Origin of the sequence: Streptomyces sp. NBC_00390 (assembly GCF_036057275.1) — a bacterium.
Taxonomy (GTDB): Bacteria; Actinomycetota; Actinomycetes; order Streptomycetales; family Streptomycetaceae; genus Streptomyces.
Window position 1 is genome coordinate 6,793,225 of the sequence record NZ_CP107945.1, and the last position, 25,383, is coordinate 6,818,607.

25 protein-coding genes and 1 pseudogene are annotated in these 25,383 nt (G+C 69.3%); 21 read left to right on the forward strand and 5 right to left on the reverse strand.

What is annotated here, in order from left to right; genetic code table 11:
- Positions 1–22: 22 nt before the first annotated feature.
- Complete coding sequence (locus tag OHS70_RS30075) at positions 23–694, reverse strand: response regulator transcription factor (protein WP_328402515.1); 672 nt, start codon at positions 692–694, stop codon at positions 23–25.
- Between the two features lie 13 nt (positions 695–707).
- Positions 708–1,514, reverse strand: a complete 807-nt coding sequence (locus OHS70_RS30080) for a RecB family exonuclease (RefSeq protein WP_328406016.1) — start codon at positions 1,512–1,514, stop codon at positions 708–710.
- Between the two features lie 141 nt (positions 1,515–1,655).
- On the opposite strand from OHS70_RS30080, the gene OHS70_RS30085 reads away from it, so the two are divergent.
- From OHS70_RS30085 to OHS70_RS30095, 3 genes are all read left to right on the forward strand, one after another.
- Positions 1,656–2,942, forward strand: a complete 1,287-nt coding sequence (locus OHS70_RS30085; RefSeq protein WP_328402517.1) for a site-2 protease family protein — start codon at positions 1,656–1,658, stop codon at positions 2,940–2,942.
- Between the two features lie 207 nt (positions 2,943–3,149).
- The gene (locus OHS70_RS30090) at positions 3,150–4,037 is read left to right on the forward strand and encodes a tRNA (adenine-N1)-methyltransferase (RefSeq protein WP_328402519.1); all 888 of its coding nucleotides are present in this window, start codon (positions 3,150–3,152) and stop codon (positions 4,035–4,037) included.
- A gap of 230 nt (positions 4,038–4,267) precedes the next feature.
- A complete protein-coding gene (locus OHS70_RS30095; RefSeq protein WP_328402521.1) occupies positions 4,268–4,843 on the forward strand; it encodes a hypothetical protein in 576 nt (191 codons plus the stop codon).
- A 4-nt stretch (positions 4,844–4,847) separates the two neighbouring features.
- Here OHS70_RS30095 and OHS70_RS30100 read toward each other — a convergent pair whose 3' ends face one another.
- Positions 4,848–5,159, reverse strand: coding sequence for a ferredoxin (locus OHS70_RS30100; protein ID WP_328402523.1), 312 nt, complete (start codon positions 5,157–5,159; stop codon positions 4,848–4,850).
- Between the two features lie 354 nt (positions 5,160–5,513).
- Here OHS70_RS30100 and arc point away from each other — a divergent pair, with 354 nt between their 5' ends.
- The 6 genes and pseudogenes from arc (at position 5,514) to prcA (ending at position 11,488) form a co-directional block, all read left to right on the forward strand.
- Complete coding sequence (gene arc, locus OHS70_RS30105; RefSeq protein WP_328402525.1) at positions 5,514–7,280, forward strand: proteasome ATPase; 1,767 nt, start codon at positions 5,514–5,516, stop codon at positions 7,278–7,280.
- A gap of 261 nt (positions 7,281–7,541) precedes the next feature.
- Positions 7,542–9,053, forward strand: coding sequence for a depupylase/deamidase Dop (gene dop, locus OHS70_RS30110; RefSeq protein ID WP_356910992.1), 1,512 nt, complete (start codon positions 7,542–7,544; stop codon positions 9,051–9,053).
- 137 nt (positions 9,054–9,190) lie between these two features.
- Entirely contained in the window at positions 9,191–9,409 is a 219-nt protein-coding gene (locus tag OHS70_RS30115; RefSeq protein WP_328402527.1) for a ubiquitin-like protein Pup, read from the forward strand.
- 133 nt (positions 9,410–9,542) lie between these two features.
- Positions 9,543–9,731: pseudogene (locus OHS70_RS30120) on the forward strand (hypothetical protein); the annotation flags it as partial.
- A gap of 105 nt (positions 9,732–9,836) precedes the next feature.
- Positions 9,837–10,682, forward strand: coding sequence for a proteasome subunit beta (prcB, locus tag OHS70_RS30125; protein ID WP_328406020.1), 846 nt, complete (start codon positions 9,837–9,839; stop codon positions 10,680–10,682).
- A gap of 41 nt (positions 10,683–10,723) precedes the next feature.
- Positions 10,724–11,488 carry a proteasome subunit alpha gene (gene prcA / locus OHS70_RS30130; protein WP_328402529.1) on the forward strand — a complete coding sequence of 255 codons (765 nt, stop codon included), beginning with the start codon at positions 10,724–10,726 and terminating at the stop codon, positions 11,486–11,488.
- Between the two features lie 142 nt (positions 11,489–11,630).
- Here the strand turns inward: prcA and OHS70_RS30135 are convergent, their stop codons facing one another.
- Complete coding sequence (locus tag OHS70_RS30135; RefSeq protein ID WP_328402531.1) at positions 11,631–12,683, reverse strand: LacI family DNA-binding transcriptional regulator; 1,053 nt, start codon at positions 12,681–12,683, stop codon at positions 11,631–11,633.
- A 143-nt stretch (positions 12,684–12,826) separates the two neighbouring features.
- Here OHS70_RS30135 and OHS70_RS30140 point away from each other — a divergent pair, with 143 nt between their 5' ends.
- The 11 genes from OHS70_RS30140 to OHS70_RS30190 all read left to right on the forward strand — a co-directional run bounded on the left by OHS70_RS30140 (position 12,827) and on the right by OHS70_RS30190 (position 24,066).
- Positions 12,827–14,098, forward strand: coding sequence for an MFS transporter (locus OHS70_RS30140; protein WP_328402533.1), 1,272 nt, complete (start codon positions 12,827–12,829; stop codon positions 14,096–14,098).
- Positions 14,099–14,107: 9 nt separating this feature from the next.
- A complete protein-coding gene (gene pafA / locus OHS70_RS30145) occupies positions 14,108–15,469 on the forward strand; it encodes a Pup--protein ligase (RefSeq protein WP_328402535.1) in 1,362 nt (453 codons plus the stop codon).
- Between the two features lie 107 nt (positions 15,470–15,576).
- Positions 15,577–16,512, forward strand: a complete 936-nt coding sequence (locus tag OHS70_RS30150; protein WP_328402537.1) for an FKBP-type peptidyl-prolyl cis-trans isomerase — start codon at positions 15,577–15,579, stop codon at positions 16,510–16,512.
- Positions 16,513–16,557: 45 nt separating this feature from the next.
- Complete coding sequence (locus OHS70_RS30155) at positions 16,558–16,932, forward strand: FKBP-type peptidyl-prolyl cis-trans isomerase (protein ID WP_328402539.1); 375 nt, start codon at positions 16,558–16,560, stop codon at positions 16,930–16,932.
- 156 nt (positions 16,933–17,088) lie between these two features.
- Positions 17,089–18,045 (forward strand): helix-turn-helix transcriptional regulator, encoded by a 957-nt coding sequence (locus tag OHS70_RS30160; RefSeq protein ID WP_328402541.1) that lies wholly within the window; start codon positions 17,089–17,091, stop codon positions 18,043–18,045.
- Positions 18,046–18,062: 17 nt separating this feature from the next.
- Positions 18,063–19,031 (forward strand): helix-turn-helix transcriptional regulator, encoded by a 969-nt coding sequence (locus OHS70_RS30165; RefSeq protein WP_328402543.1) that lies wholly within the window; start codon positions 18,063–18,065, stop codon positions 19,029–19,031.
- Positions 19,032–19,047: 16 nt separating this feature from the next.
- Positions 19,048–19,302: a hypothetical protein gene (locus tag OHS70_RS30170; RefSeq protein WP_328402545.1), complete on the forward strand. Its 255-nt coding sequence runs from the start codon at positions 19,048–19,050 to the stop codon at positions 19,300–19,302.
- 33 nt (positions 19,303–19,335) lie between these two features.
- The gene (locus OHS70_RS30175) at positions 19,336–19,533 is read left to right on the forward strand and encodes a hypothetical protein (protein WP_328402547.1); all 198 of its coding nucleotides are present in this window, start codon (positions 19,336–19,338) and stop codon (positions 19,531–19,533) included.
- A gap of 275 nt (positions 19,534–19,808) precedes the next feature.
- A complete protein-coding gene (gene tatA, locus OHS70_RS30180; protein WP_328402550.1) occupies positions 19,809–20,096 on the forward strand; it encodes a Sec-independent protein translocase subunit TatA in 288 nt (95 codons plus the stop codon).
- A gap of 46 nt (positions 20,097–20,142) precedes the next feature.
- A complete protein-coding gene (tatC, locus tag OHS70_RS30185) occupies positions 20,143–21,093 on the forward strand; it encodes a twin-arginine translocase subunit TatC (protein ID WP_328402552.1) in 951 nt (316 codons plus the stop codon).
- Between the two features lie 144 nt (positions 21,094–21,237).
- A complete protein-coding gene (locus OHS70_RS30190) occupies positions 21,238–24,066 on the forward strand; it encodes a DEAD/DEAH box helicase (protein WP_328406022.1) in 2,829 nt (942 codons plus the stop codon).
- A gap of 117 nt (positions 24,067–24,183) precedes the next feature.
- On the opposite strand, the gene OHS70_RS30195 is transcribed toward OHS70_RS30190, so the two are convergent.
- Positions 24,184–24,591 (reverse strand): nuclear transport factor 2 family protein, encoded by a 408-nt coding sequence (locus tag OHS70_RS30195; protein ID WP_328402554.1) that lies wholly within the window; start codon positions 24,589–24,591, stop codon positions 24,184–24,186.
- A gap of 151 nt (positions 24,592–24,742) precedes the next feature.
- Between OHS70_RS30195 and OHS70_RS30200 the strand changes: the two genes are divergently transcribed.
- The gene (locus OHS70_RS30200) at positions 24,743–25,381 is read left to right on the forward strand and encodes a TetR/AcrR family transcriptional regulator (RefSeq protein WP_328402556.1); all 639 of its coding nucleotides are present in this window, start codon (positions 24,743–24,745) and stop codon (positions 25,379–25,381) included.
- Positions 25,382–25,383 lie beyond the last annotated feature (2 nt).

The following is a 25,383-nucleotide window of genomic DNA, read 5'->3' on the forward strand; positions in this document are numbered from 1 at the left end:
ACCCCGCCCCGCGCCCCGGACGTCACTGTGCGCCGGGGCGCACCAGGCCGCTCTCGTACGCGTACACCGCGGCCTGGACCCGGTCCCGCAGACCCAGCTTGGTCAGCACATGGCCCACGTGCGTCTTGACCGTCGTCTCGCTGACGAACAGATCCGCGGCGATCTCCGCATTGGACAGACCCCGCGCGACCAGCTTGAGCACCTCCACCTCGCGCTCGGTCAGCGTGTGCAACGTGTCCGGAACCGGGGCGTCGCCGGAGGGCAGATGGTCCGCGTACTTGTCGAGCAGCCGGCGGGTGATGCTCGGCGCCAGCATCGCCTCGCCCGCCGCGACCACCCGGATCGCCTGAACCAGCTCATCGGCGGGCGCGTCCTTGAGCAGGAAGCCGCTCGCGCCGGCCCGCAGCGCCTCCACCACGTACTCGTCCAGATCGAATGTGGTCAGCACCAGCACCTTCGCCGGACCGTCGCGTCCCGGCCCGGTGATCTGCCGCGTCGCCTCCACGCCGTCCATGCGCGGCATCCGGATGTCCATCAGCACCACATCGGGCTGCAGGGCCCGGACCTGGTCGAGAGCCTGGAGGCCGTCCCCGGCCTCACCGACGACCGCAATGTCCTGCTCCGCCTCCAGGATCATCCGGAAACCGGTACGCAGCAGTGGTTGGTCGTCGACCAGCAGGACGCGGATAGCCACGGGGACTCCTTCTCTAGACCGGACCCATTTTGCCCTGGCCATCCTCGCCCGGTCCCGCCGGGGAAACGCTCAGCGGATATACCGGGGGAGTGCCTCCGAATTCCGGACAGACTGCCTGGTGGTCGCACCAGCCGCACAGCTTCGTCGGCCGAGGCCGCCAGTCACCTGTCTCGGTCGCCAGCTTGATCGCGTCCCACAGGGCCAGCAGCTTGCGCTCCATGCGCTCCAGATCCGCCGGCACCGGGTCGTACGTCAGCACATCGCCGCTGCCCAGATACACCAGCTGCAGCCGGCGCGGCAGCACGCTCTTGAGCCGCCAGATCACCAGCGCATAGAACTTCATCTGGAACAGCGCGCCCTCGCTGTACTCGGGGCGGGGCGCCTTGCCCGTCTTGTAGTCGACGATCCGCACTTCGCCCGTCGGTGCGATGTCCACCCGGTCGATCACCCCGCGCAGCCGCAGCCCCGACTCCAGCTCCGTCTCGACGAACATCTCCCGCTCGGCCGGCTCGAGACGTGTCGGATCCTCCAGCGTGAACCAGCGGTCCACCAGCTGCTCCGCCTCGCCCAGCCAGCGCGTCAGCCGCTCGCCGCCCTCGTCCTCGGCGAACAGCTCGCTCAACTCCGGCTTCGACTCGAGCAGCCGGTTCCACTGGCCCGGGATCATCGCCTTCGCCCGCGGTGCCGTGCGCTCGACCGCCGGATCGTCGAAGAGCCGCTCCAGCACCGCATGGACCAGCGTCCCGCGGGTCGCCGCCTCACTCGGCTTCTCCGGCAGCCTGTCGATGACGCGGAAGCGGTACAGCAGGGGACACTGCATGAAGTCGCCGGCCCGCGAAGGCGACAGCGAGCTCGGCTGGGTGCCCCGCTCGGGCTGCTGGCTCTCAGTCATGACTCAGACCCTACGGCCCGCCACTGACAGCCAGCGGCATACCATCGACGTCAGACCCTCGCGCACTGCATGATCGAGCGAGCGACGCATTTGCAACGAAGGGAACCCGTGAACGAGGACGACGCGAGCGGCGAGCGCAAGCGGCCGCAGTCCGGAGCGGGGAAGACGGACCCCGAAGGCCGCGAAGAGCGCCGCTCCGGCGAACCGGGCGGCGGCATTCTCATGGGCCGCCCCTTCGGCGTCCCTGTCTACGTCGCACCCAGCTGGTTCGTCGTCGCCGCCCTGATCACCTGGATCTTCGGCGACCAACTCGACCGTGTCCTGCCCGAACTCGGCGCCCTGCGCTATCTCGTCTCCCTCTTCTTCGCGGTCGCCTTCTACGCCTCCGTGCTCGTCCATGAACTGGCCCACGCCGTGGCAGGCCTGCGCTTCAAGCTGCCGGTGCGCCGCATCCAGCTCCAGTTCTTCGGCGGTGCCACCGAGTTCGAGAAGGAGTCCGAGAGCCCCGGCCGCGAGTTCGTGCTCGCCTTCGTGGGGCCTCTGCTCTCGCTCGTCCTGGCCGGGGTCTTCTACCTCGGCATGCAGGCCGTGGAGCCCGGCACCGTGCCCGGGGTGCTGCTCGCCGGGCTGATGATCTCCAACCTGATCGTCGCCGCGTTCAACCTGCTGCCCGGTCTCCCGCTGGACGGCGGCCGCATGCTGCGCGCCGTCGTGTGGAAGATCAGCGGCAGGCCCATGACGGGCACCGTCGCCGCCGCCTGGGTCGGCCGCGCCCTTGCCGTCGCCGTCCTCATCGGCCTCCCGCTGCTCACCCACACCGGGGCGCTGGGCAACGCGACCGAGGACATCGGCGGCATGGAGACGGTGATGGACGCGCTCCTCGCCGCCATCCTGGCCGCGATCATCTGGACCGGTGCGGGCAACAGCCTGCGTATGGCGAGGCTGCGCGAGCACCTGCCCGAGCTGGCCGCCCGCGCGCTCACCCGGCGCGCGGTCCCCGTCGAGTCCGACACCCCGCTCTCCGAGGCCCTGCGCCGCGCCAACGAAGCCGGAGCGCGCGCCCTGGTCGTCGTCGACGGCCAAGGCGAGCCGACCGCGATCGTCCGCGAAACGGCCATCGTCGGCGTCCCCGAGCACCGCCGCCCCTGGGTGGCCGTCAGCGGCCTGGCCCAGGAGCTCACCGACGGCATGAGGATCCCGGCCGAGCTGGCCGGCGAAGCCCTGCTCGACAAGCTCCGCTCCTCCCCGGCGACGGAGTACCTGGTGGTGGAGGAGACCGGCGAGATCTACGGTGTCCTGTCCACGGCGGACGTGGAACGCGCCTTCGTCGCCGCCATGGCGCGGCCGTCTTCCTGAGCGCTCGCGCCGGCCGCCTGAGGGTGCCCCGAGGGTCGTCCGTGCCCGGTCCCCCATGCGGCGAAGCCGCAGACGCAGCCCTCGCGATCGCCGCACTCCTGACGGACCTCGTCCGGGAAACCCGCCCGTCCGGCGCCGGCGGCCGACGGGCCTCGCGCCGCCCGCCTCGTGGTCACCGCCCCCGGCTGCGCCCGGTAGGCTGGTCACATGTCCGAACCGACCGGTGCCGCCCGCCGTCGCGGGCCCTTCAAGGTCGGGGACCAGGTCCAGCTCACCGACCCCAAGGGACGCCACTACACGTTCACGCTCGAGGCCGGGAAGAACTTCCACACCCACAAGGGTTCCTTCCCGCACGACGAGCTGATCGGCGCTCCCGAGGGCAGTGTTGTCCGAACCACGGGAAACGTCGCCTACCTCGCGTTGCGCCCCCTGCTCCCCGACTACGTCCTGTCCATGCCCCGCGGTGCCGCCGTGGTCTACCCCAAGGACGCGGGGCAGATCCTGGCCTTCGCCGACATCTTCGCCGGCGCGCGCGTCGTCGAGGCGGGGGTGGGTTCCGGCTCGCTCAGCGCCTTCCTGCTGCGCGCCATCGGCGACCACGGCATGCTGCACTCCTACGAGCGCCGCCAGGACTTCGCGGAAATCGCCCAGCAGAACGTGGAGCGCTACTTCGGCGGCCCGCACCCCGCCTGGCAGCTCACCGTGGGCGATCTCCAGGACAACCTGACCGACGCCGACGTCGACCGCGTCATCCTGGACATGCTCGCCCCCTGGGAGTGCCTGGAGGCCGTCTCCAAGGCGCTCGTGCCCGGCGGCATCCTGTGCTGCTACGTGGCGACCACCACCCAGCTCGCGCGCACCGTCGAGTCCATCCGTGAGATCGGCTGTTTCGCCGAGCCGCAGCCGTGGGAGTCGATGATCCGCAACTGGCACGTCGAGGGCCTGGCCGTCCGCCCGGACCACCGGATGATCGGGCACACGGGTTTCCTCGTCACCGCCCGCCGTCTCGCCGACGGTGTGGAGCCGCCGATGCGCCGCCGCCGGCCCGCCAAGGGTGCGTACGGCGAGGACTACGAAGGCCCCAACAAGGGCTGAACCGCCCGATCCTGCGCACAACGCACCCACGCCGCCGCCGAGTTCCCGTGCCATACGGAGAACTCGGCGGCGGCGTCCTCGTGTTGCCGTCGTGCCGCGCTCGAGCCGTACTCGGGTATTTCTTGCGTTGCCATTGCGACGAAGTGCGGACCCCAGTGTTCCGCCCGGGTGTGACGTATGGCACGATGCGAGCCACCCCACCGGCACCGCCTTCTCAGGAGACTCCCCGCGTGCAGAACTCCGCCGTCCCGGACCTCGCGCACACCCACGCCCGCCCGGTGCACTGGCTGGCCACCGCGACGGCGATGGCCGCGGTCGTCGCGGGTGCCGGACTGCTCCAGCCCGATGCCGCCACCGCCTCACAGCCAGGCGCCCCGCGGACCACCACGGCAGCGGCCCCGCTGCCGGCGCCCGACCCTGCGGATGTGGCGCTACCGCTCGAGTGCGGGGGAGCGAAGAGCCTGGTCACGCACAAGGTGACCGGCGACCTCGACGGCGACGGCACCCCCGAGACGGTGGCGGCGGCCCGCTGCGACGCAGGCTCCGGCACCCCGCCGAGCGGCATCTATGTGCTGGCCGGCAGCCGGGAGGGCAGCCCCCGTGTCGTCGCGACCCTGGTCGCGCCCGCCGAGAAGCGGAGCGTCAAGGAGATCGCCGTACGTGACGGCGCGATCACCGCGACCCTGCTCGGGTACTCCTCGCCCGAGGTGCCGAGCTGCTGCCCGGACCTGCGGGAGACGGTCAAGTGGCAGTGGCAGGGAGGGACGTTCGTCCGCACCGCCCAGCCTCAGGCGCAGGGTGTGTGACGCGTCACTCTGCGTCGGGGCCGAAGACCTCGACCCTGTCCGAAACGCGCCTGACGTGGATGCAGTCGCCCGGGCACTCCTTGGCCGAGTCCACCACGTCGTTCAGCAGCGGAAGCGGCACAGGCGTTGTGGCGCCCGGGTCCTGGAGCAGTTCGTCATCGGTGGACTTCACATAGGCAAGCCCGTCGATGTCCAGCTCGAAGACCTCCGGGGCGTACTGGACGCAGATGCCGTCGCCGGTGCAGAGGTCCTGGTCGATCCAGACCTCGAGCGCCTCACCGACGCCTTCGGAGGGAGCCTCGTGCTGCACGGTCATATCTCCTGCCGTTCCTTCGTCGGGTACAGCCCTGTGCTGTGTTCCGGGGACAACCCCCGGACCCCCGGCCGGTGAAGCAGGGCGCCGACGCCGGCCCCAGCGGGCCCGCGACGTGGATCGCAGTGACGCAAGTCGTGCGAGCCGTGACGGGTGTTGAACGCTTCGACGATACAACCGCCCGCTTTCCGATGTTGCTGGGTGGGTATCGGGTGGGTATTCCCCTGGCGTGAGGGAGAGCGCAAGGGTGAAGATCGGACACACCCCCTTCCGTCTTTAGTGATCTAGGGGTTTCAATCACCACCCACACAGGTAGGGTCAGGAAGCGTCCAGCTCCCCTTGGAGGAGGTGAGGACCGTGGCAGCCCACGACGACGACATCAACCGCGGCATCCGGCCGGGGCGGGGGTCTGAAGACCCAGCCGGCCAGGTTGCCTATCTCGAGCAGGAAATCGCCGTCCTGCGCCGCAAGCTCGCCGACTCTCCGCGTCATACGAGGATTCTCGAAGAGCGGATCGTCGAGCTGCAGACCAACCTGGCCGGCGTGTCCGCTCAGAACGAGCGGCTCGCCAACACGCTCCGTGAGGCCCGCGACCAGATCGTGGCCCTCAAGGAGGAGGTCGACCGGCTCGCCCAGCCGCCGGCCGGCTTCGGTGTCTTCCTGCAGGCGATCGAGGACGGCACATGTGACATCTTCACCGGGGGCCGCAAGCTCCGGGTGAACGTGAGCCCCAGCGTCGAGCTCGACGAGCTCAAGCGCGGCCAGGAGGTCATGCTCAACGAGGCGCTCAACGTGGTCGAGGCCATGGAATTCGAGCGTGCCGGGGACATCGTCACCCTCAAGGAGATCCTCGAGGACGGCGAGCGTGCCCTGGTGATCGGCCACACCGACGAAGAGCGGGTGGTGCGGCTCGCGGAGCCGCTCATGGACATCACCATCCGTCCTGGTGACGCCCTGCTGCTCGAGCCCCGCTCGGGTTACGTCTACGAGGTCGTGCCCAAGAGCGAGGTCGAGGAACTGGTCCTCGAAGAGGTCCCGGACGTCGACTACGACAAGATCGGCGGTCTGGGCGGCCAGATCGAGATGATCCGCGACGCGGTCGAGCTGCCGTACCTCTACCCCGACCTGTTCAAGGAGCACGAACTGCGCCCGCCCAAGGGCATCCTGCTCTACGGTCCGCCCGGCTGCGGCAAGACGCTCATCGCCAAGGCCGTCGCCAACTCCCTTGCCAAGAAGGTCGCCGAGGTCACCGGCCAGCCCGCCGGCAAGAGCTACTTCCTCAACATCAAGGGTCCCGAACTCCTGAACAAGTACGTCGGCGAGACCGAGCGGCACATCCGCCTCGTCTTCCAGCGTGCCCGGGAGAAGGCCAGCGAGGGCACCCCCGTCATCGTCTTCTTCGACGAGATGGAGTCCCTCTTCCGTACCCGTGGATCGGGTGTGAGCTCGGACGTCGAGAACACGATCGTCCCGCAGCTGCTCGCCGAGATCGACGGTGTGGAGGGCCTGGAGAACGTCATCGTGATCGGCGCCTCCAACCGCGAGGACATGATCGACCCCGCGATCCTGCGGCCCGGCCGGCTCGACGTCAAGATCAAGATCGAGCGTCCGGACGCCGAGGCGGCCAGGGACATTTTCGCCAAGTACCTGACAGCCTCGCTGCCGCTGCACGCGGACGACCTGTCCGAGCACAGCGGGTCCAAGGAAGCCGCCGCCCACGCCATGATCCAGTCGGTCGTGGAACAGATGTACGCCGAAACCGAGGAGAACCGCTTCCTCGAGGTCACGTACGCCAACGGCGACAAGGAAGTCCTCTACTTCAAGGACTTCAACTCCGGAGCGATGATCCAGAACATCGTCGACCGGGCCAAGAAGATGGCCATCAAGGCATTCCTCGACCACAACCAGAAGGGCCTTCGGGTCTCCCACCTCCTCCAGGCCTGCGTGGACGAGTTCAAGGAGAACGAGGACCTGCCCAACACCACCAACCCGGACGACTGGGCCCGGATCTCCGGAAAGAAGGGCGAGCGGATCGTCTTCATCCGCACCCTCGTCACCGGGAAGCAGGGCGCCGACACCGGACGTTCCATCGACACGGTGGCCAACACCGGTCAGTACCTGTAACAGGCGGCACCGGCTGCGGATGCCCGTCCCCCCGCCTTCGGCGGGGGGACCCCCAGCATCCGCAGCCGGTTGCTTTCCGGACAGGTCCGACCACACCGGAGCAATGACGAAATTGATCTCCCCACCAGCGCAGAGGCGTTCTAGGCTCGTCGGTACCGCCGAGTCGCGCAGTGCGGGGACGGGCACCGCACACGCACCGGAGCAACAGCGGTACTTGAGCGCCGTTCCCGGACAGGAACGCCGCCGGGCAAGGAGGGCCGCATGACTGTACGGCGAGTAATGGGCATCGAGACGGAGTACGGCATCTCCGTCCCGGGCCACCCGAACGCCAATGCCATGCTCACCTCGTCCCAGATCGTCAATGCCTACGCGGCGGCGATGCACCGGGCGCGCCGCGCCCGCTGGGACTTCGAGGAGGAGAATCCGCTGCGGGACGCCCGCGGCTTCGACCTCGCCCGCGAGGCCGCCGACTCCAGCCAGCTCACCGACGAGGACATCGGCCTTGCCAACGTCATCCTCACCAACGGTGCACGGCTCTACGTCGACCATGCCCACCCCGAATACAGCTCGCCCGAGGTCACCAACCCTCGGGACGCGGTCCTGTGGGACAAGGCCGGCGAGCGCATCATGGCCGAGGCCGCCGAGCGCGCGGCCCAGCTCCCCGGCGCCCAGCCGATCCACCTGTACAAGAACAACACCGACAACAAGGGCGCGTCCTACGGCACGCACGAGAACTACCTGATGAAGCGGGAAACCCCGTTCTCGGACATCGTGCGCCATCTGACGCCGTTCTTCGTCTCCCGGCAGGTCATCACCGGTGCCGGACGGGTCGGAATCGGCCAGGACGGCCACGAGCACGGCTTCCAGATCAGCCAGCGGGCCGACTACTTCGAGGTCGAGGTCGGTCTCGAGACCACGCTGAAGCGCCCCATCATCAACACCCGGGACGAGCCCCACTCCGACGCCGAGAAGTACCGCAGGCTCCATGTGATCATCGGCGACGCCAATCTGTCCGAGATCTCGACCTACCTCAAGCTGGGCACCACGGCCCTGGTGCTCTCCATGATCGAGGACGGCTTCATCGCTGTCGACCTGGCAGTGGAACAGCCCGTACGCACCCTCCACCAGGTCTCCCACGACCCGAGCCTGAAGCACCTGGTCACGCTCCGCAGCGGCCGGACACTGACCGCGGTCCAGCTGCAGATGGAGTACTTCGAGCTCGCCCGCAAGTACGTGGAGGAACGCTTCGGGGCGGATGCCGACGACCAGACCAAGGACGTCCTCACGCGCTGGGAGGACACCCTGAACCGGCTCGAGAACGACCCGATGAGCCTGGCCGGCGAGCTGGACTGGATCGCCAAGAAGGAGCTCATGGAGGGCTACCGGCGGCGTGACGGCCTCGACTGGGACGCGGCGCGGCTGCACCTGGTGGACCTCCAGTACGCCGACGTACGTCCCGAGAAGGGCCTGTACAACCGGCTGGCGGCCCGCGGGAAGATGAAGCGGCTGCTGGACGAGCAGGCCGTCGAGCGGGCCGAGAACAAGCCTCCGGAGGACACCCGCGCCTACTTCCGCGGCCGCTGCCTGGAGCAGTACGCCGACGACGTGGCCGCGGCCTCCTGGGACTCGGTCATCTTCGACCTGCCGGGCAGGGACTCCCTCCAGCGGGTGCCGACCCTGGAGCCCCTGCGGGGCACCCGCAACCACGTCAAGGAGCTGCTGGACCGGTGCCGCACGGCGGAGGAGCTGGTCCGGGTGCTCTCGGGCGGCTGAAACGGCTCCCGTCCGGGAATCATCGAGGTGGTCCCCGGACGTTGAGTGAAGTGCGGGGCCGATGTCGGACCCTGCTTGTAGGGTCTGATCTTGACCGAACGAACTCACGTCAGGGCAAACCGAGCGGGGTGAGGGACATGGCGACCAAGGACACCGGCGGCGGACAGCAGAAGGCCACGCGTTCCACGGAGGAGGTCGAGGAGCAGGCGCAGGATGCGCAGGCTGCGGCCGACCTCAAGGAGCGCCAGGAGAAGCTGTCGGACGACGTCGACTCCGTGCTGGACGAAATCGATGATGTGCTCGAAGAGAACGCAGAGGACTTCGTCAGGTCATTTGTGCAAAAGGGCGGGCAATAGTCGCTGATGTCCGAATTGGCGGGTGGGGAGGATTGCCCGCGCTGCGGACGGACATTGCCGGGAGAATTCTCTCGCCGGCGATAAGAGCGGCTCGGTAAGGCCTTCAGGCGTACTGCCGGGAGTGCTCCGCGGAGTGCTCCCGGCAGCGCCGGGAGGCGCAAGGCCGGACAGTCGGGCGAAGCGGAATTGCATCAGCCACCTGCAGTGCAAGTGCAGCCCGACTCCTGCCGAGTTGGACGGGACGACTGCCGAGCGGCGAGGCGTTTGCGGTATCTGTCTTTCTGCTCCGGCCGAACATGTGGATCACTGTCCTGAGACGGGTAGGGTCCGAGGCGTACCGTGCTTCAGCTGCAACGCGGCGCTGGGGCATTTTCAAGGATCGGCCGGACGTCACAAGGCGTACAGCCACATATGTGGAAGGAAACGCGTGGAAGCCAACACTCGTAGCACCGGGCGTCTACCAGCTGCCTTCCTGACGCCCGGCTCGTCCTCGTTCATGGACTTTCTGGGCCAGCACTCCCCGGAGCTGCTGCCCGGGAAGCGCGTTCTGCCCCCCGTGCAGGGTGCCATCGAGGCGCCGCACGGCACGACCATCGTCGCCACGACGTTTCCGGGCGGTGTGGTGCTCGCCGGCGACCGGCGGGCCACGATGGGCAACATGATCGCGCAGCGCGACATCGAGAAGGTCTTCCCGGCCGACGAGTACTCGGCCGTGGGGATCGCCGGCACCGCCGGGCTCGCGGTGGAGATGGTCAAGCTGTTCCAGCTCGAGCTTGAGCACTTCGAGAAGGTCGAGGGTGCGCAGCTGTCGCTGGAGGGCAAGGCGAACCGTCTCTCGACGATGATCCGCAGCAACCTCGGCATGGCCATGCAGGGCCTGGCCGTGGTGCCCCTGTTCGCCGGGTACGACATCGACCGGGAGAAGGGCCGCATCTTCTCCTACGACGTGACCGGCGGCCGTTCCGAGGAGCACGGCTTTGCGGCGACCGGCTCCGGTTCGATCTTCGCCCGTGGAGCGATGAAGAAGCTCTACCGCGAGGACCTCACCGAGCAGCAGGCCACCACCCTTGTCGTCCAGGCGCTGTACGACGCGGCCGACGACGACTCGGCGACCGGTGGTCCGGACGTGGCCCGGCAGATCTATCCGATCGTCACCGTCATCACGGACGAGGGCTTCCGCAGGCTGACCGAGGCCGAGACCTCCCAGATCGCCCGCTCGATCATCGAGGGACGCCTCATCCAGCCCGACGGCCCGCGCGCCGCGCTGCTCTGATGTACTCGCCTCTGCCTCTGACAGAAAGGGACGGATAGCCGGTGTCGACGCCGTTCTATGTCTCACCCCAGCAGGCCATGGCCGACCGGGCGGAATACGCCCGCAAGGGCATCGCCCGTGGTCGCAGCCTCGTCGTGCTGCAGTACGCCGACGGCATTGTCTTCGTCGGCGAGAATCCGTCCCGTGCGCTGCACAAGTTCAGCGAGATCTACGACCGGATCGGCTTCGCCGCAGCCGGCAAGTACAACGAGTACGAGAACCTGCGGATCGGCGGGGTGCGCTACGCGGATCTGCGGGGGTACACCTACGACCGTGACGATGTGACGGCCCGTGGGCTCGCCAACGTCTACGCGCAGACGCTCGGCACCATCTTCTCCAGCGCCGGCGAGAAGCCGTACGAGGTGGAGCTGGTGGTCGCCGAGGTGGGCACCGCTCCGGAGGGTGACCAGATCTACCGGCTGCCGCACGACGGCTCGATCGTGGACGAGCACGGCTCGGTGGCGGTCGGCGGCAACGCGGAGCAGATCAGCACCTTCCTGGACCAGCGGCACCGTGACGGGATGACGCTCGCAGAGGCGCTGAAGCTGGCGGTACAGGCCCTGTCCAGCCAGGCCAACGGCACCGACCGGGAGATCCCGGCGGAGCGGCTCGAGGTCGCTGTTCTCGACCGTACGCGGCCTCAGCAGCGGAAGTTCAAGCGGATCGTGGGGCGGCAGCTGTCCCGGCTGCTCGAGGCCGACGGCGCCGCGTCGACGCCGACCGATGCTCCTTCCGACACCGAGGAGGGCGAGGAGGCCGGGGAGTAGTTCCCGGCGCCTTGTTCCGCCTGTGCCCGGATCGCCCGTGCGGTCCGGGCACAGGCGTTTCCGGGCCGCCGTGGCCGGGCCCGGGAGCGGCCGGTGGTCGAACTGCGGTCCGGGCGTCGGCGGCCTTTTTCCGGGCGGCCCGTCAGCCGGCCGGCGGCGGCGCGGAGGAGCCGCGGACGACGAGCTCCACGGGCAGGTCGGTCTCCTCGGGTTCGCGGCCGGACAGGACCGCGAGCAGGGCGGTCATACCCTGCTCGCCGACGCGTTCGGCGGGCAGGCGCACCGTGGTGAGCTCCGGTTCCACAGCAGTGGCGAGTGCGAGGTCGTCGAAGCCCGTGACCGTGAGGTCCTCCGGGACGCGCAGGCCGAGGCGGCGGGCCGCCTTGCAGGCACCGGCGGCCAGGATGTCGTCGTCGCAGACGAGGGCTGTGGGCCGGGGGCCGGATGCGGTCAGGGCGCCTTCCGCCGCCGCGCGGGCACTGCCGACATCGAGGGCGGCACGGACCGTGCGCAGCTCGGTGCCGGGGACGGCGTCGAGTGCGGAGCGCAGAGCCCGCGCGCGTACGTCGAAGGTCCAGGAGGTGACGGCGGAGGCGAGGTGGACGTACCGGCGGTGGCCGAGGGCCAGCAGGTGGTCGGTGACCTGGCGCATTCCGTCCGCGATGTCGAGGTTGACGTGGCCGGCCGCGCCGCGGTCGGCCGGGTCGCTGTCGAGCATGACCAGCGGCAGCTCGGTGCCGCGGATGGCGGTGAGGGCCTGGGCGGCCATGGAGGAGGCGATGACGCCGTCGAGTGCCGCGCGTGCGGACGCGAAGGGGTCCTTGGCGGGACCGATGCCTTCGGGGGAGGGGTACAGCACGACGCCGAAACCGTGCTCGGCGGCGACGGTCGAGGCGCCGGCGTACACGCGGGCGAAGAATTCGTTGGTGAGGGCGGGGACGACGAGCAGCGCGGTCCGGGTGCGCCCCAGCCGGAGATTGCGGGCCGCGAGGTTGGGCCGGTAGCCGATCTCCTCTGCCGCACCGCGCACGACGGCGGCGGTGCGTTCGGAGACGCGGCCCCTCCATTTGTCGCCCAGCACGAGGGACACGGTGGCCTGCGAGACCCTGGCGACGCGGGCCACGTCGCGGCTGGTGGGGCGGGGGGTCTCCGTCGCCGGGGCGACGGGGCGGTCCTGCCGGGACCGGTGTGCCATACGTGCCGTCCTCCGCCGCCCGTCCGCTCGTGCACGCGTCCGCCGGCGGCGGCTCGGTGGACCCGCGGACTGTCGACATGGTACGTATGACGGCGTACGTTATACGTAAAACCTCGGACGGTCCGGGGGAGAGGGGTTGCGGCATGGCCGCCGGATACGCTGACATCCTCAGGGCGCCGCACGCGGCACGGCTGCTGACCGGCACCCTGGTCGGCAGGCTGCCGAACGCCACCGGCCACATCGCGATCGTCCTGTTCACCCGCGCCGAAGGAGGCAGCTACACCCTCGCGGGTGCGCTCGCCGCGGTGTACGGGCTGGCCACCGCGCTCGGCCAGCCGCTGCTGGGGCGTGCCGTGGACCTGTACGGCCAGCCCCGGGTGCAGCTGCCCGCCGCCGTCGTCTCCGCGCTCGGCATGGCGCTGTTCGCCGTCGCGGGCACCGGCCCGTTGCCTCTCGCCTACGCCGCCGTGACCATTGCGGGCCTGTTCACGCCGCCCCTGGAGGGCGGACTGCGGGCCCTGTGGCCCAGCGTGCTCGGCCGCCAGGACCAGGTGCACCGGGCGTACGCGATGGACGCCGTGGCCCAGGAAGTGATGTTCACGGTCGGCCCGCTGCTCGTGACCGTGCTCGTCGCCCTCTGGTCGCCCGCCGCGGCGCTGCTCGTCATCAATGCGGTAGGCGTCCTGGGGGCACTGTCCGTGGTCATGTCCGCACCCTCGCGTTCCTGGCGCTCGGCCCCCCGCGAGGCGCACTGGCTCGGCGCGCTGCGCTCGCCGGGACTGCTGGCCCTGCTCGGCGCGTTCTTCTTCGTCGGTCTGGCCCTCGGTTCGATCACCGTCGCCGGAGTCGCGTACGCCGACGACCACGGCCGCGCGTCGGTGTACGGCTGGCTGATGGCCGCTCTCGGTCTCGGCGCGCTGATCGGCGGCACCGCGTACGGAGCCCGCCAGTGGGCCGGGGCCCCCGAGCGCCGGCTGCGGGTCCTGGTGGCCCTGCTGGCGGCCGGGTACCTGCCGCTGGTCCTCACTCCCGGTGTCGTGGCGATGACGGCACTGTCCGCGCTCGCCGGTGTCTTCCTCGCCCCTGCCATCGCCTGCGCGTTCATCGTGGTCGACCGGCATGCCCCGAGGGGTACGGTCACCGAGGCGTTCTCGTGGCTCGTGACCACGTTCGGGGTCGGTGCGGCGGCCGGAACGGCCGTGGCGGGCCCGGCCGTCGAGATCGGCGGCACGGCGTGGAGTTTCGCGGTCGCGGGGGCCGCGGGATGTGCCGCGCTGCTGGTTCTGACAGCCACTCAGCGGGTACTGGCAGTTCCCGGCCGCAGCAAGGACATTGCGGGCTCGGCCCCGGCCTCTTCGGAAAATGATCGAAACGGTGCTGCCCAACCCGGTTTCAGCTCAGGCCGTGAGGCGTAATGTTCAGACATGGACCGCCGCATTTTCGGGCTGGAGAACGAGTACGGCGTCACGTGCACGTTCAGGGGACAGCGCCGACTGTCACCTGACGAAGTGGCGCGCTACCTCTTCCGCCGTGTTGTGTCATGGGGCCGCAGCAGCAATGTCTTCCTGCGGAACGGCGCCCGTCTGTACCTCGACGTGGGTTCGCATCCGGAATACGCAACACCCGAATGCGACAACGTGACCGAGCTGGTCACGCACGACAAGGCCGGCGAGCGCATTCTCGAGGGCCTGCTCGTCGATGCCGAACGCCGCCTGCACGAGGAGGGAATCGCGGGCGACGTCTATCTCTTCAAGAACAACACCGACTCGGCGGGAAACTCCTACGGCTGCCATGAGAACTATCTGGTGGCCCGCCACGGAGAGTTCTCCCGGCTCGCGGACATTCTGATCCCGTTCCTGGTCACCCGGCAGCTGCTGTGCGGTGCGGGCAAGGTGCTGCAGACGCCGCGAGGCGCGGTCTACTGCGTCAGCCAGCGCGCCGAGCACATCTGGGAGGGCGTCAGTTCCGCCACGACCCGTTCGCGCCCGATCATCAACACCCGCGACGAACCCCACGCCGACGCCGAGCGCTACCGCCGCCTCCATGTGATCGTCGGCGACTCGAACATGTCGGAGACGACCATGCTGCTGAAGGTCGGCGCGACCGACCTGGTGCTGCGCATGATCGAGGCCGGCACGGTGATGCGCGACCTCACCCTGGAGAACCCGATCCGGGCCATCCGCGAGGTCAGCCACGACATCACCGGCCAGCGCAAGGTCCGCCTCGCCAGTGGCCGTGAGGCGTCCGCCCTCGAGGTACAGCGCGAGTACTACGAGAAGGCCGTGGACTTCGTGGACCGCCGGGGCATCCGCACCGGCGTCGTGGAGCAGGTCCTGGAGCTGTGGGGCCGCACGCTGGACGCGATCGAGGCGGAGGACCTGGACCGGATCGGCACCGAGATCGACTGGGTGATGAAGTACAAGCTCATCGAGCGGTACCGGGCCAAGCACAACATGACCATGTCGCATCCGCGGGTCGCGCAGATAGACCTCGCGTACCACGACATCCACCGCCGGCGCGGACTGTACTACCTCCTGGAGCGCAAGGGGCAGGCCGCCCGTATCTGCAACGACCTGAAGATCTTCGAGGGCAAGTCGGTGCCTCCGCAGACCACCAGGGCGCGGCTGCGCGGTGACTTCATCCGGCGGGCCCAGGAGCAGCGACGGGACTTCACGGTCGACTGGGTGCATCTGAAGCTCAACGACCAGGCGCAGCGCACCGTTCTGTGCAAGGACCCCTTCCGCTCGGTCGACGACCGGGTGGAGAAGCTCATCGCCGGCATGTAGCAGATCCTTCGGAACGTCACACGGGCCCCGTACGTTGCACGTACGGGGCCCGTGGCACACCCTAGAGTGTCGGGAAACCAAAGTGCCGTCTGAGATCTGAGGAACACGTGCGCCGACTTGCCGGCCTTCTTGTCGTCCCCCTGCTGCTGTTGTCAGCAGTGGCCTGCGGCAACGACAAGGGCTCCGAATCCACCGCGTCCGCCAATGGCCTGCCCGCGATCACGGCCGGCGCCGAGTTCGGTGAAAAGCCGACCTTGGCGAAGGGTAAGGGCGATCCGCCCAAGGAGCTGAAGGTCGAGGTCATCAAGGAGGGCGACGGCGCGACCGTCAAGAAGGGCGACTCGGTCACGGTCAACTATCTGGGACAGGCCTGGGACTCGGACAAGCCGTTCGACAACAGCTTCGACCGCAAGCAGCCGTTCGATCTGACGATCGGCGCCGGCCAGGTCATCAAGGGCTGGGACCAGGGCCTGGAGGGCCAGAAGGTCGGCAGCAGGGTGCAGCTCGTCATCCCGCCCGCGCTCGGCTACGGCGCGCAGGGCCAGGGCGACATCAAGCCCAATGCCACCCTCGTGTTCATCGTCGACATCCTGAAGGCGACCACCATCCCGGCCTCCGCCAAGGGCACCGACGTCGCCCAGGACAACATCGACCTGCCCAAGGTCGGCACCAACACCGACGGCAAGGCACCCTCGATCACGGTGCCGAAGAAGGACGCGCCGACCAAGCTGGTGTCGAACTACGTCATCGAGGGCGACGGCCCCGCGGTCAAGGCGTCCGACACGCTGGCGGTGAAGTACAAGGGCGTCGTGTGGAAGGACGGCAAGGAGTTCGACAGCAGCTACTCCCGCGGCGACGCGCCGGTCAGCTTCCCGCTCGCACAGGTTATTCCGGGCTGGCAGAAGGGCCTGGAGGGCAAGAAGGTGGGCAGCCGCGTACTGCTCGTCATCCCGCCGGACATGGCCTACGGCGACCAGGCGCAGCCCAAGATCCCGGCCAACTCCACGCTTGTCTTCTCCGTCGACATCCTGGCAGTTCTGTAAGACTGTCCTGGTTGACTCGAACAGAGAACGCAAGGAGCAACATCCGTGAGCATCGACAAGCCCGAGATCGACTTCCCCGAGGGCCCGGCTCCCACCGAGCTCGAGATCGTGGACCTGTGGGAGGGTGACGGGCCGGTCGCCAAGGCCGGGGACACCGTCTCCGTCCACTACGTCGGCGTCGCCTACAGCACCGGCGAGGAGTTCGACGCGTCCTGGAACCGCGGCACCCCGCTGCAGTTCCAGCTCGGCGTCGGCCAGGTCATCAAGGGCTGGGACCAGGGCGTGCAGGGCATGAAGGTCGGCGGCCGCCGCCGGCTGACCATCCCCGCGCACCTCGCCTACGGCGACCGGGGCGCCGGTGGCGGCACCATTGCCCCGGGCGAGACGCTGATCTTCGTCTGCGACCTGGTCGCGGTCTGATCTTTCGTCTGTGACCGGCTCCGGTCGGATCCGGCGCGGTACAGCTCGACGAGGGCCCATGCCTGATGGCATGGGCCCTCGGCTTTGGCCCGGACACCCCGGAGCGGTACGGTCGACGCTCGGAAGTGATTTGCGGCAGGAGGGTGCGGGGCGTCGATGGCCATTGCCAAGGCAGAGCGGCTGATGAATCTGGCGCTGTGCTTGCTGGGGACCCGGCGTCCGCTCAGCAAGCGGGAGCTGCGTGGATCCATCGAGGCCTACCTGGAGGCCGGCTCCGACGAGTCCTTCAACCGGATGTTCGAGCGCGACAAGGACGATCTGCGCGAACTCGGCCTGGTCATCGAGACGGTGGAGAATCTCGACGGGGACATCGGCTATCTCGCCCGCCGCGACAGCAACCGGCTGCCCGCCATCACCCTCGAGGCCGAGGAGGCCGCGGCACTGGGACTGGCGGCCAAGGTGTGGCAGCAGGCCAGGCTCGCGGGGGCGGCGAGCGGCGCACTGCAGAAGCTGCGGGCGGCCGGAATGCCCGAGACGCAGGACGACTACGAGGCGCAGCACAGCGCACTCGAGCCCCGAATCCCCGTCCACGAGGCGTCGTTCGAGCCGCTGATGCTCGCCTGCCGTGACCGCCGCCCCGTCGTCTTCGACTACCGCAAGGCGAACGCGGCACGACCCGAGCAGCGCCACGTCGAGCCGTGGACGCTCGAATGCTGGCGCGGGCACTGGTATCTCGCCGGCTTCGACCGGGACCGGGGCGCGGAGCGCGTCTTCAGGCTGTCCCGTATCACCGGCAAGGTCCGCTCCCGCTCGGGGCCGTTCACCGCGCCTGTGCCCGATGTGGTGACCGTGCGCGAGACCGTCGAGAGCTGGGCCGGGGAGAGCGCGACCCGTACCGCGCGCATCAGACTGCGCGCGGGCTGCGGCTACCCGCTGCGCTCCCGGGCCCGGTCGGTGACGGAACTGGGCGAGGGCTGGGACGAGTTGGAGATTCCGTACGGGCACGGGCTCGACGCCTGGCTGGTGGAGTTCGGACCGGACGTCGTCGTGCTGGAGCCCGCGGATCTGCGGGCCGATGTGGTGGACCGGCTGCGCGCCGTGGCCAAGGGCTGAGGGGAACTCGTACGACCATGGCCACGAACGCGATCGACCAGACCCGGCGGATGCTCTCGCTGGTGACCTATCTGCGGGAGCGCCCCGGTGCGCGCATCGTGGACGTCGCCCGCGCCTTCGGGATCACCGAGGACGAGCTGATCTCCGATCTCGACGTACTGCCGATGTGCGGGACGAGCTTCCGCGGCGGCGATCTGCTCGACATCGACACCGACGGCGAACGCATCTGGTGGCGCAACCCCGACGCCTCCGGCTCCAGCACCGCCGAGCCGCTGCGGCTCGCCGCCGACGAGGCGACCGCCCTCCTGGTGGCCGCACGGGCGGTGGCGACCCTGCCGGGGCTGCGGGAGGGCGACCGTGAGGCGCTCCTGCGGGCCACGGCCAAACTGGAGGCCGCGGCCGGCGAGGCCGCCGGCGCCAGCTCCCGGCTGTCGGTCACCTTCGAGTCCGAGGGCGGGGTCTTCGCCGACGTGGACCGGGCGATCTCCGAGCGGCGCAGGCTGTGGCTGCGCTACTACTCTCCGGCACGCGACGAGCTCACCGAGCGCGAGGTCGACCCGATCCGGCTCTTCGCGGTGGGGCACACGTACATGGAGGCCTGGTGCCGGCTCTCCGAGGCGCGCCGGACCTTCCGGCTCGACCGGGTCGCCGAGATCAAGCTGCTCGACGCCCCCGCCGCGCCGCCGGAGATCGAGCTGCGTGACCTGTCCGAGGGGCTGGTGCAGCCGTCGGCGGACGACCCTGAGGTAGTGGTCGAGGTCGGACCCGGCGGGCGCTGGGTCGCCGAGTACTACCCGCACGACAGTGCCCAGGAGCTGCCGGACGGCGGTCTGCGCATCACTCTGCGCACCCCGGACCCCGCGTCGCTGCGCCGGCTGGGGCTGAGGCTCGGCCGCGACGGGCGGATCGTCTCGCCGGCGGACCTGGCGGACAGTGCCAGGACGGCGGCGCGCGAGGCGCTCGCGGCCTACGACGGTCAGGAATAAGGAGAGCAGCGCGCCCATGTCTGTGATGCCCAAGATCCCGGCCGCCGTCGGACCGGTCCTGTTCAAGGCCGCCTGCCCCGACTGCCGGGCCCGCTTCGAACTCTCGGCGGGGGCGCTGCGCCTGGCGATCGGCGGCAGCCGCCGAACCACCTTCTACTCCTTCACCTGCCCCGAGTGCGGCATCGCGGTGCGCAAGCCCGCCGGTGAGCGGATCGTCGAACTTCTCACCGGTGGCGGCGTGCGGACCCTGCGCCTGCACACCGGCATGTGACCTTACGGTTCCGGAACGGTCTAGGCTCTGCGCATGTTCTGGCCCATGCTCGCCATCGCCCTCGGCTTCCTCGGCATCGCCGTACTCGGCGTGCTCGGAATCAGGGTCTTCATCGAGGCCCAGCGGCTCGGCCGCCAGGTCTCCCGCACCACGGAGCGCATCAACAGGGCCGCGGAGGATCTGGAGCGGGCGGCCACGGATCTTGCGCGCACGGGCGAAGCACTGCGCTGAGGCCGTGCGCAGCACGTCCGGAGCCGGGAGCGGGAGCACGCTGACAGCGTTGTCCGCGATCGCGCACGCACCCTGCTGCGGCACAGATACGAGGGGTACGCTGCTGGTGGCGGCACCGGTGATGAGGCGCCGACCGCTGACGGGAGTATGCACGGGGATTGCCCGGCGTTTACCCGTGCGAGTTACGATCGCAGCCGGTCGCGGCTCGGACACCAGTCCACCGTGATCGGCAGACCAGAGCCCCAAGCCGCCTCGGTGAGAAGGTAGACACAGTTATGTTCCGTCAGATCGGGCCCACCGAGATCATCATCATCGCGCTGCTCATCCTTCTTCTGTTCGGGGCCAAGAAGCTTCCCGACATGGCACGTTCGCTGGGCAAGTCGGCTCGGATCCTGAAGAGCGAGGCCAAGGCGATGAAGTCCGACGGGCAGCCGGCGGCGACCCCGGCCGAGCCCAAGGACCCGGCGCAGGACCAGCCCGCTCCCCGCACCATCCAGGCGGCTCCCGGCGATGTGACCAGCGCTCGCCCCGTGAACGAGCCCACCGACACCCACCAGCGCTGACCCCAAGGCCGTGATCATGGCCTGCCGCACGAGATGAGGACGTGGGTTGCTCAAGTCTGCCCGCACACAGCAGAAGGAGAAGGACCCCGAGGGGCGGATGCCGCTCGCGGACCATCTGCGTGAGCTCCGGAACCGGCTCGCGAAGGCGATGCTGGCGATCGTGATCGCGTCCGTGGCCGCCGCGTTCTACAGCCAGGAGCTGATGGATCTTCTTGCGTCGCCGGTACCCGCCTGTGAGAAGGGCGTTCTGGAGACCGGCGGCAAGTGCGCCACCATCGCGTACAACGACTTGCTGTCTCCCTTCACCACCACGGTGAAGGTGGTTCTCATGGCGGGCATTCTCGTGTCGTGCCCTGTCTGGCTCTACCAGCTGTGGGCCTTCGTCGCGCCGGGCCTGCACAAGAACGAGAAGAAGTACACCTACCTCTTCTCCTGCGCGGCCGTTCCGCTCTTCGCGGCCGGGGCCTACCTCGCGTTCCTGATCATGCCGGTGAGCATGAAGGTGCTGCTCAGCATCACCCCCGACACCGCGGCGAACTTCCTCGCGGTCGACAAGATCCTCGACTTCTCCGTCCGCATGGTGCTGGTCTTCGGCTTCTCGTTCGAGCTGCCCCTGATTCTGATCATGCTGAACGCGGCGGGCGTCGTGACCGGCCGGAGGATGCTCGGCTGGTGGCGCGGCGCCGTCATGGGCATCTTCGTCTTCGGGGCGATCGCCACTCCGTCCACCGACCCGCTCGGCATGATCGCGCTGTCCGGGCCGATCATCCTGCTCTACTTCATGGCCGTCGGATTCGCGCTGCTCAACGACAAGCGCCGGCGGCGCAACGACCCCGACGCCCGACTCGACGACGACGAGGCCTCGGAGCTCGACCTGACGCCCTCCTCGCTCGGTGAGGTGGAGACGGTCCCCGCCTCGCGTGCCCTGCCCGAGCAGGCAACCGGCGAGGCGGACGCGCGCAGTCACCGGCTCAACGGGTACGACGACGTCACCTGACCTGCAGGCAGGCCGGCGGCCGGGGCGCACGGAGCGCGCACCCGGCCGTTCGTGCGTACGGGACGGGGTGTCCGCCCTGGTAGGTGCCCCGGTCAATTAAAGATCCGTTGACTGTCACAGGGGACGGGTAGGCTCATGAACAAGATGACCGAGGATCTCTCTCCCGCCGAGCGCTATGCCGCTTCCCGCATCCGCGCCGCCGAGGAGGCCACTGCGCTGGCCCCCTTCCGCGCGATGTACGAATTCGACCTGGACCCCTTCCAGATCGAGGCCTGTCAGGCCCTGGAGGCGGGCAAGGGCGTGCTCGTGGCCGCACCCACCGGCTCAGGCAAGACCATCGTCGGCGAATTCGCCGTCCATCTCGCCCTGTCCCAGGGCCGCAAGTGCTTCTACACCACCCCCATCAAGGCGCTGTCCAACCAGAAGTACGCGGACCTGGTGAGGCGCTACGGCCCCGAGAAGGTGGGCCTGCTCACCGGCGACAACAGTGTCAACTCCGAGGCGCCCGTGGTCGTGATGACCACCGAGGTGCTGCGGAACATGCTGTACGCGGGCTCCCAGTCGCTGCTCGGCCTCGGCCATGTGGTCATGGACGAGGTGCACTACCTCTCCGACCGCTTCCGCGGCGCGGTATGGGAGGAAGTGATCATCCACCTTCCCGAGTCGGTGACCCTGGTCTCGCTCTCCGCGACCGTGTCGAACGCGGAGGAGTTCGGCGACTGGCTGGACACCGTCCGCGGTGACACCGAGGTGATCGTCGCCGAGGAGCGGCCCGTACCGCTGTGGCAGCACGTCATGGCAGGCCGCCGGATGTACGACCTCTTCGAGGAGGGGACCGACCACGGCGGCCGCGGCGCGAGCCGGCGCGAGGTCAACCCCGATCTCGTGCGGCTGGCCCGGATGGAGAACCAGCGCACCTACAACCCGCGTGACCGGCGCCGCGGAAAGATGGTGCGCGAGGCGGACCGGGAGCGTGAGCGGCGTCAGCGCAGCCGTATCTGGACGCCGGGGCGGCCCGAGGTCATCGACCGGCTGGACGCCGAAGGGCTGTTGCCCGCCATCACGTTCATCTTCAGCCGGGCGGGCTGCGAGGCCGCCGTGCAGCAGTGCCTGTACGCAGGGCTGCGGCTCAACGATGAGGAGGCGCGCGCGAAGGTGCGCCGGATCGTCGAGGAGCGCACCGCCGCCATCCCCCGCGAGGACCTCCATGTCCTCGGCTACTACGAGTGGTTGGAAGGCCTGGAGCGCGGTATCGCCGCCCACCACGCCGGCATGCTGCCCACCTTCAAGGAGGTCGTCGAGGAGCTGTTCGTACGGGGCCTGGTGAAGGCCGTGTTCGCCACCGAGACCCTGGCCCTCGGTATCAACATGCCCGCCCGATCGGTGGTGTTGGAGAAGCTCGTCAAGTGGAACGGCGAGCAGCACGCCGACATCACCCCGGGCGAGTACACCCAGTTGACCGGCCGGGCCGGACGGCGCGGAATCGACGTGGAGGGCCATGCGGTGGTCCTGTGGCAGCGCGCCATGGACCCGACCGCGCTCGCCGGTCTTGCGGGTACCCGCACGTACCCGCTGCGCTCCAGCTTCAAGCCGTCGTACAACATGGCGGTCAATCTCGTGCACCAGTTCGGCCGGCACCGCTCGCGCGAGCTGCTGGAGACGTCGTTCGCGCAGTTCCAGGCGGACAAGTCGGTGGTCGGCATCTCCCGCCAGGTGCAGCGCAACGAAGAGGGCCTGCAGGGCTACCGCGAGGGCATGACCTGCCACCTCGGGGACTTCGAGGAGTACGCGCAGCTGCGCCGCGACCTCAAGGACCGGGAGACGGAGCTGGCCAAGCAGGGTGCCGCCCAGCGCCGGGCCGCCGCGGCCACGTCGCTGGAGAAGCTCAAGCCGGGCGATGTCATCCATGTCCCGACGGGCAAGTTCGCGGGCCTCGCCCTCGTGCTCGACCCCGGGCTGCCCGCGGGCCGGACGAACGGGCACCGCGGACTGGAGTACCACGACGGCCCGCGGCCGCTGGTGCTCACCGCCGAGCGGCAGGTCAAGCGGCTGGCATCGATCGACTTTCCGGTGCCGGTCGAGGCGCTGGAGCGGATGCGGATCCCGAAGTCGTTCAACCCGCGCTCCCCGCAGTCGCGCCGTGATCTCGCTTCGGCGCTGCGCACCAAGGCCGGTCACATCGTGCCCGACCGGCACCACAGGAACCGTGCCCCGGCGGCGGACGACCGCGGGATCGCCCGGCTCCGTGCCGAGCTGCGGGCACATCCCTGCCACGGCTGCGACGAGCGCGAGGACCACGCCAGGTGGGCGGAGCGCTATCACCGGCTGCAGCGCGACACACGTCAGCTGGAACGCCGTATAGAGGGTCGTACGAACACCATCGCGCGGACCTTCGACCGGATCGTCGCGCTGCTGACCGAGCTGGACTATCTGCGGGCAGACGAGGTCACCGAACACGGAAAGCGGCTCGCCCGGCTCTACGGCGAGCTGGACCTGCTGGCCAGCGAGTGTCTGCGCGACGGGGTGTGGGAGGGGCTGAACCCTGCCGAACTGGCCGCCTGCGTCTCGGCGCTGGTGTACGAGGCGCGGCAGGCCGATGATGCGGTGCCGCCCAAGGTGCCGGCCGGCAAGGCGAAGGCCGCGCTCGGCGAGATGGTCCGTATCTGGGGCCGGCTGGATGCCCTGGAGGAGGAATTCAAGATCAACCAGGCGGAGGGGGTCGGGCAGCGCGAACCCGACCTCGGCTTTGCCTGGGCCGCCTACCAGTGGGCCTCGGACAAGGGGCTCGACGAGGTGCTGCGCGAGGCCGAGATGCCGGCCGGCGACTTCGTGCGCTGGAGCAAGCAGGTCATCGACGTGCTGGGCCAGATCGCGGCCGCCGCGCCGCGGGAGAACAGCACGGTCGCGAAGAACGCCCGCAAGGCGGTCGACGCGCTGCTGCGGGGTGTGGTGGCGTACAGCTCGGTCGGCTGACCGGCCCGCCGGGCCGAGTCGCCCCGCGGGCACGACGCGGCCCTGGTACCGCTGCTGCGCGGTGACCAGGGCCGTGCTGCTCGGTGCGCCGGCCGGCGGTGTCGGACGGGGGCAGGGTCACATGGCCGGCGGACCCCAGAAGCGGTTCTCCTCGTCGATGTCCTCGGTGCACTCGTCGATGTCGGTGATCTTGCCGCCGACGATGGTGAAGAAGAGGCCCTGGCGGATCTCCAGGCCGTGGTCGCCCCGGTCGGCCCTGGACGTGTGGAAGGACATGACGTGCCCGCGACCGTCGGCGAGCACGGCCTCGAGCTGGACCTGCATGGTTCCGTTGGTCTCCTCGCCGAGGCGCCGGTACAGGTCGAGGACGGCTTCGCGGCCCTTGTGATGCCCGGACAGCGGGTGATGGCCGGGTACGTGGTGGACGACGTCTGCCGTCATCAGGGATTCGATCGTCTTCAGGTCGCCCTCGACGAACGCTACGTAACCCCTGCGTACCAGGGCGCAGTCGGGGTGCTCGGACATGGTGAACCACACCTTTCATCCCTATCATCACTTTTGTCCATCATCCGTCGGGTGTCAGGGGCTGTCCATGCGGTCCAGCGCGCCACGACGGGGCCGTGGCCAGGGGGCGATGCCGATCTTGGCCGGATGCCGATGTGCGACGATCGCCTGTATGAGCACCACCACGGGACGCAAGGTCGGACGGCCGCGCGCTATCAAACGGCCGGACAGCGGACTGTCCGCTCGTGACGAACTGCTTGCCGCGGCAGCGGAGTTGTTCACCACGCAGGGCTACACGTCGACCTCGACCAGGGCGGTCGCCGAGAGCGCGGGCATGCGCCAGGCCTCCATGTACCACTACTTCAGCGGCAAGGAGGACATCCTCGCCGAGCTCCTGGAGTCGACCGTCACCCCCTCCCTGACCCTGGCGCGCGAACTGCTCGCCGACGACGGACGGCCGGCGCGGACGCGGCTGTGGGAGCTGTGCCGCTCGGACGTGAAGCTGCTGTGCGGCGGGCCGTACAACCTGGGCGCGCTGTATCTCCTCCCCGAAGTGCAGGGCGAACGCTTCGAGATCTTCCGCCGGGTCCGGGCGGAGCTCAAGGCCGCGTACGGGCTGCTGCTGGCAGCGACACCGGAGGGCGCCGCGCTGACCAAGGCCGAGCGCGCACTCCGTACGGATCTCGTGTTCGGTCTGATCGAGGGCGTGATCCTGGTGCACCGGTCGGATCCGCGCCGGTCCGTGGCCCGGTTCGCCGAAGCCACCGCCGACGCCGCGCTCCGGATCGTGGGCATCGCCTCCCCTTCCTAGAA

What these genes read in the sequence shown, in the direction of transcription:
- dop (WP_356910992.1), top strand. Translation starts at nt 7,542, where the DNA reads ATGACTGTACGGCGAGTAATGGGCATCGAGACGGAGTACGGCATCTCC.
- OHS70_RS30170 (WP_328402545.1), top strand. Translation starts at nt 19,048, where the DNA reads ATGTCTGTGATGCCCAAGATCCCGGCCGCCGTCGGACCGGTCCTGTTC.
- tatA (WP_328402550.1), top strand. Translation starts at nt 19,809, where the DNA reads ATGTTCCGTCAGATCGGGCCCACCGAGATCATCATCATCGCGCTGCTC.
- OHS70_RS30090 (WP_328402519.1), top strand. Translation starts at nt 3,150, where the DNA reads ATGTCCGAACCGACCGGTGCCGCCCGCCGTCGCGGGCCCTTCAAGGTC.
- OHS70_RS30200 (WP_328402556.1), top strand. Translation starts at nt 24,743, where the DNA reads ATGAGCACCACCACGGGACGCAAGGTCGGACGGCCGCGCGCTATCAAA.
- OHS70_RS30195 (WP_328402554.1), bottom strand. Translation starts at nt 24,591, where the DNA reads ATGTCCGAGCACCCCGACTGCGCCCTGGTACGCAGGGGTTACGTAGCG.
- pafA (WP_328402535.1), top strand. Translation starts at nt 14,108, where the DNA reads ATGGACCGCCGCATTTTCGGGCTGGAGAACGAGTACGGCGTCACGTGC.
- OHS70_RS30080 (WP_328406016.1), bottom strand. Translation starts at nt 1,514, where the DNA reads ATGCAGTGTCCCCTGCTGTACCGCTTCCGCGTCATCGACAGGCTGCCG.
- OHS70_RS30160 (WP_328402541.1), top strand. Translation starts at nt 17,089, where the DNA reads ATGGCCATTGCCAAGGCAGAGCGGCTGATGAATCTGGCGCTGTGCTTG.
- OHS70_RS30190 (WP_328406022.1), top strand. Translation starts at nt 21,238, where the DNA reads ATGACCGAGGATCTCTCTCCCGCCGAGCGCTATGCCGCTTCCCGCATC.
- OHS70_RS30175 (WP_328402547.1), top strand. Translation starts at nt 19,336, where the DNA reads ATGTTCTGGCCCATGCTCGCCATCGCCCTCGGCTTCCTCGGCATCGCC.
- OHS70_RS30165 (WP_328402543.1), top strand. Translation starts at nt 18,063, where the DNA reads ATGGCCACGAACGCGATCGACCAGACCCGGCGGATGCTCTCGCTGGTG.
- OHS70_RS30140 (WP_328402533.1), top strand. Translation starts at nt 12,827, where the DNA reads ATGGCCGCCGGATACGCTGACATCCTCAGGGCGCCGCACGCGGCACGG.
- OHS70_RS30085 (WP_328402517.1), top strand. Translation starts at nt 1,656, where the DNA reads ATGATCGAGCGAGCGACGCATTTGCAACGAAGGGAACCCGTGAACGAG.
- OHS70_RS30115 (WP_328402527.1), top strand. Translation starts at nt 9,191, where the DNA reads ATGGCGACCAAGGACACCGGCGGCGGACAGCAGAAGGCCACGCGTTCC.
- OHS70_RS30100 (WP_328402523.1), bottom strand. Translation starts at nt 5,159, where the DNA reads ATGACCGTGCAGCACGAGGCTCCCTCCGAAGGCGTCGGTGAGGCGCTC.
- OHS70_RS30135 (WP_328402531.1), bottom strand. Translation starts at nt 12,683, where the DNA reads ATGGCACACCGGTCCCGGCAGGACCGCCCCGTCGCCCCGGCGACGGAG.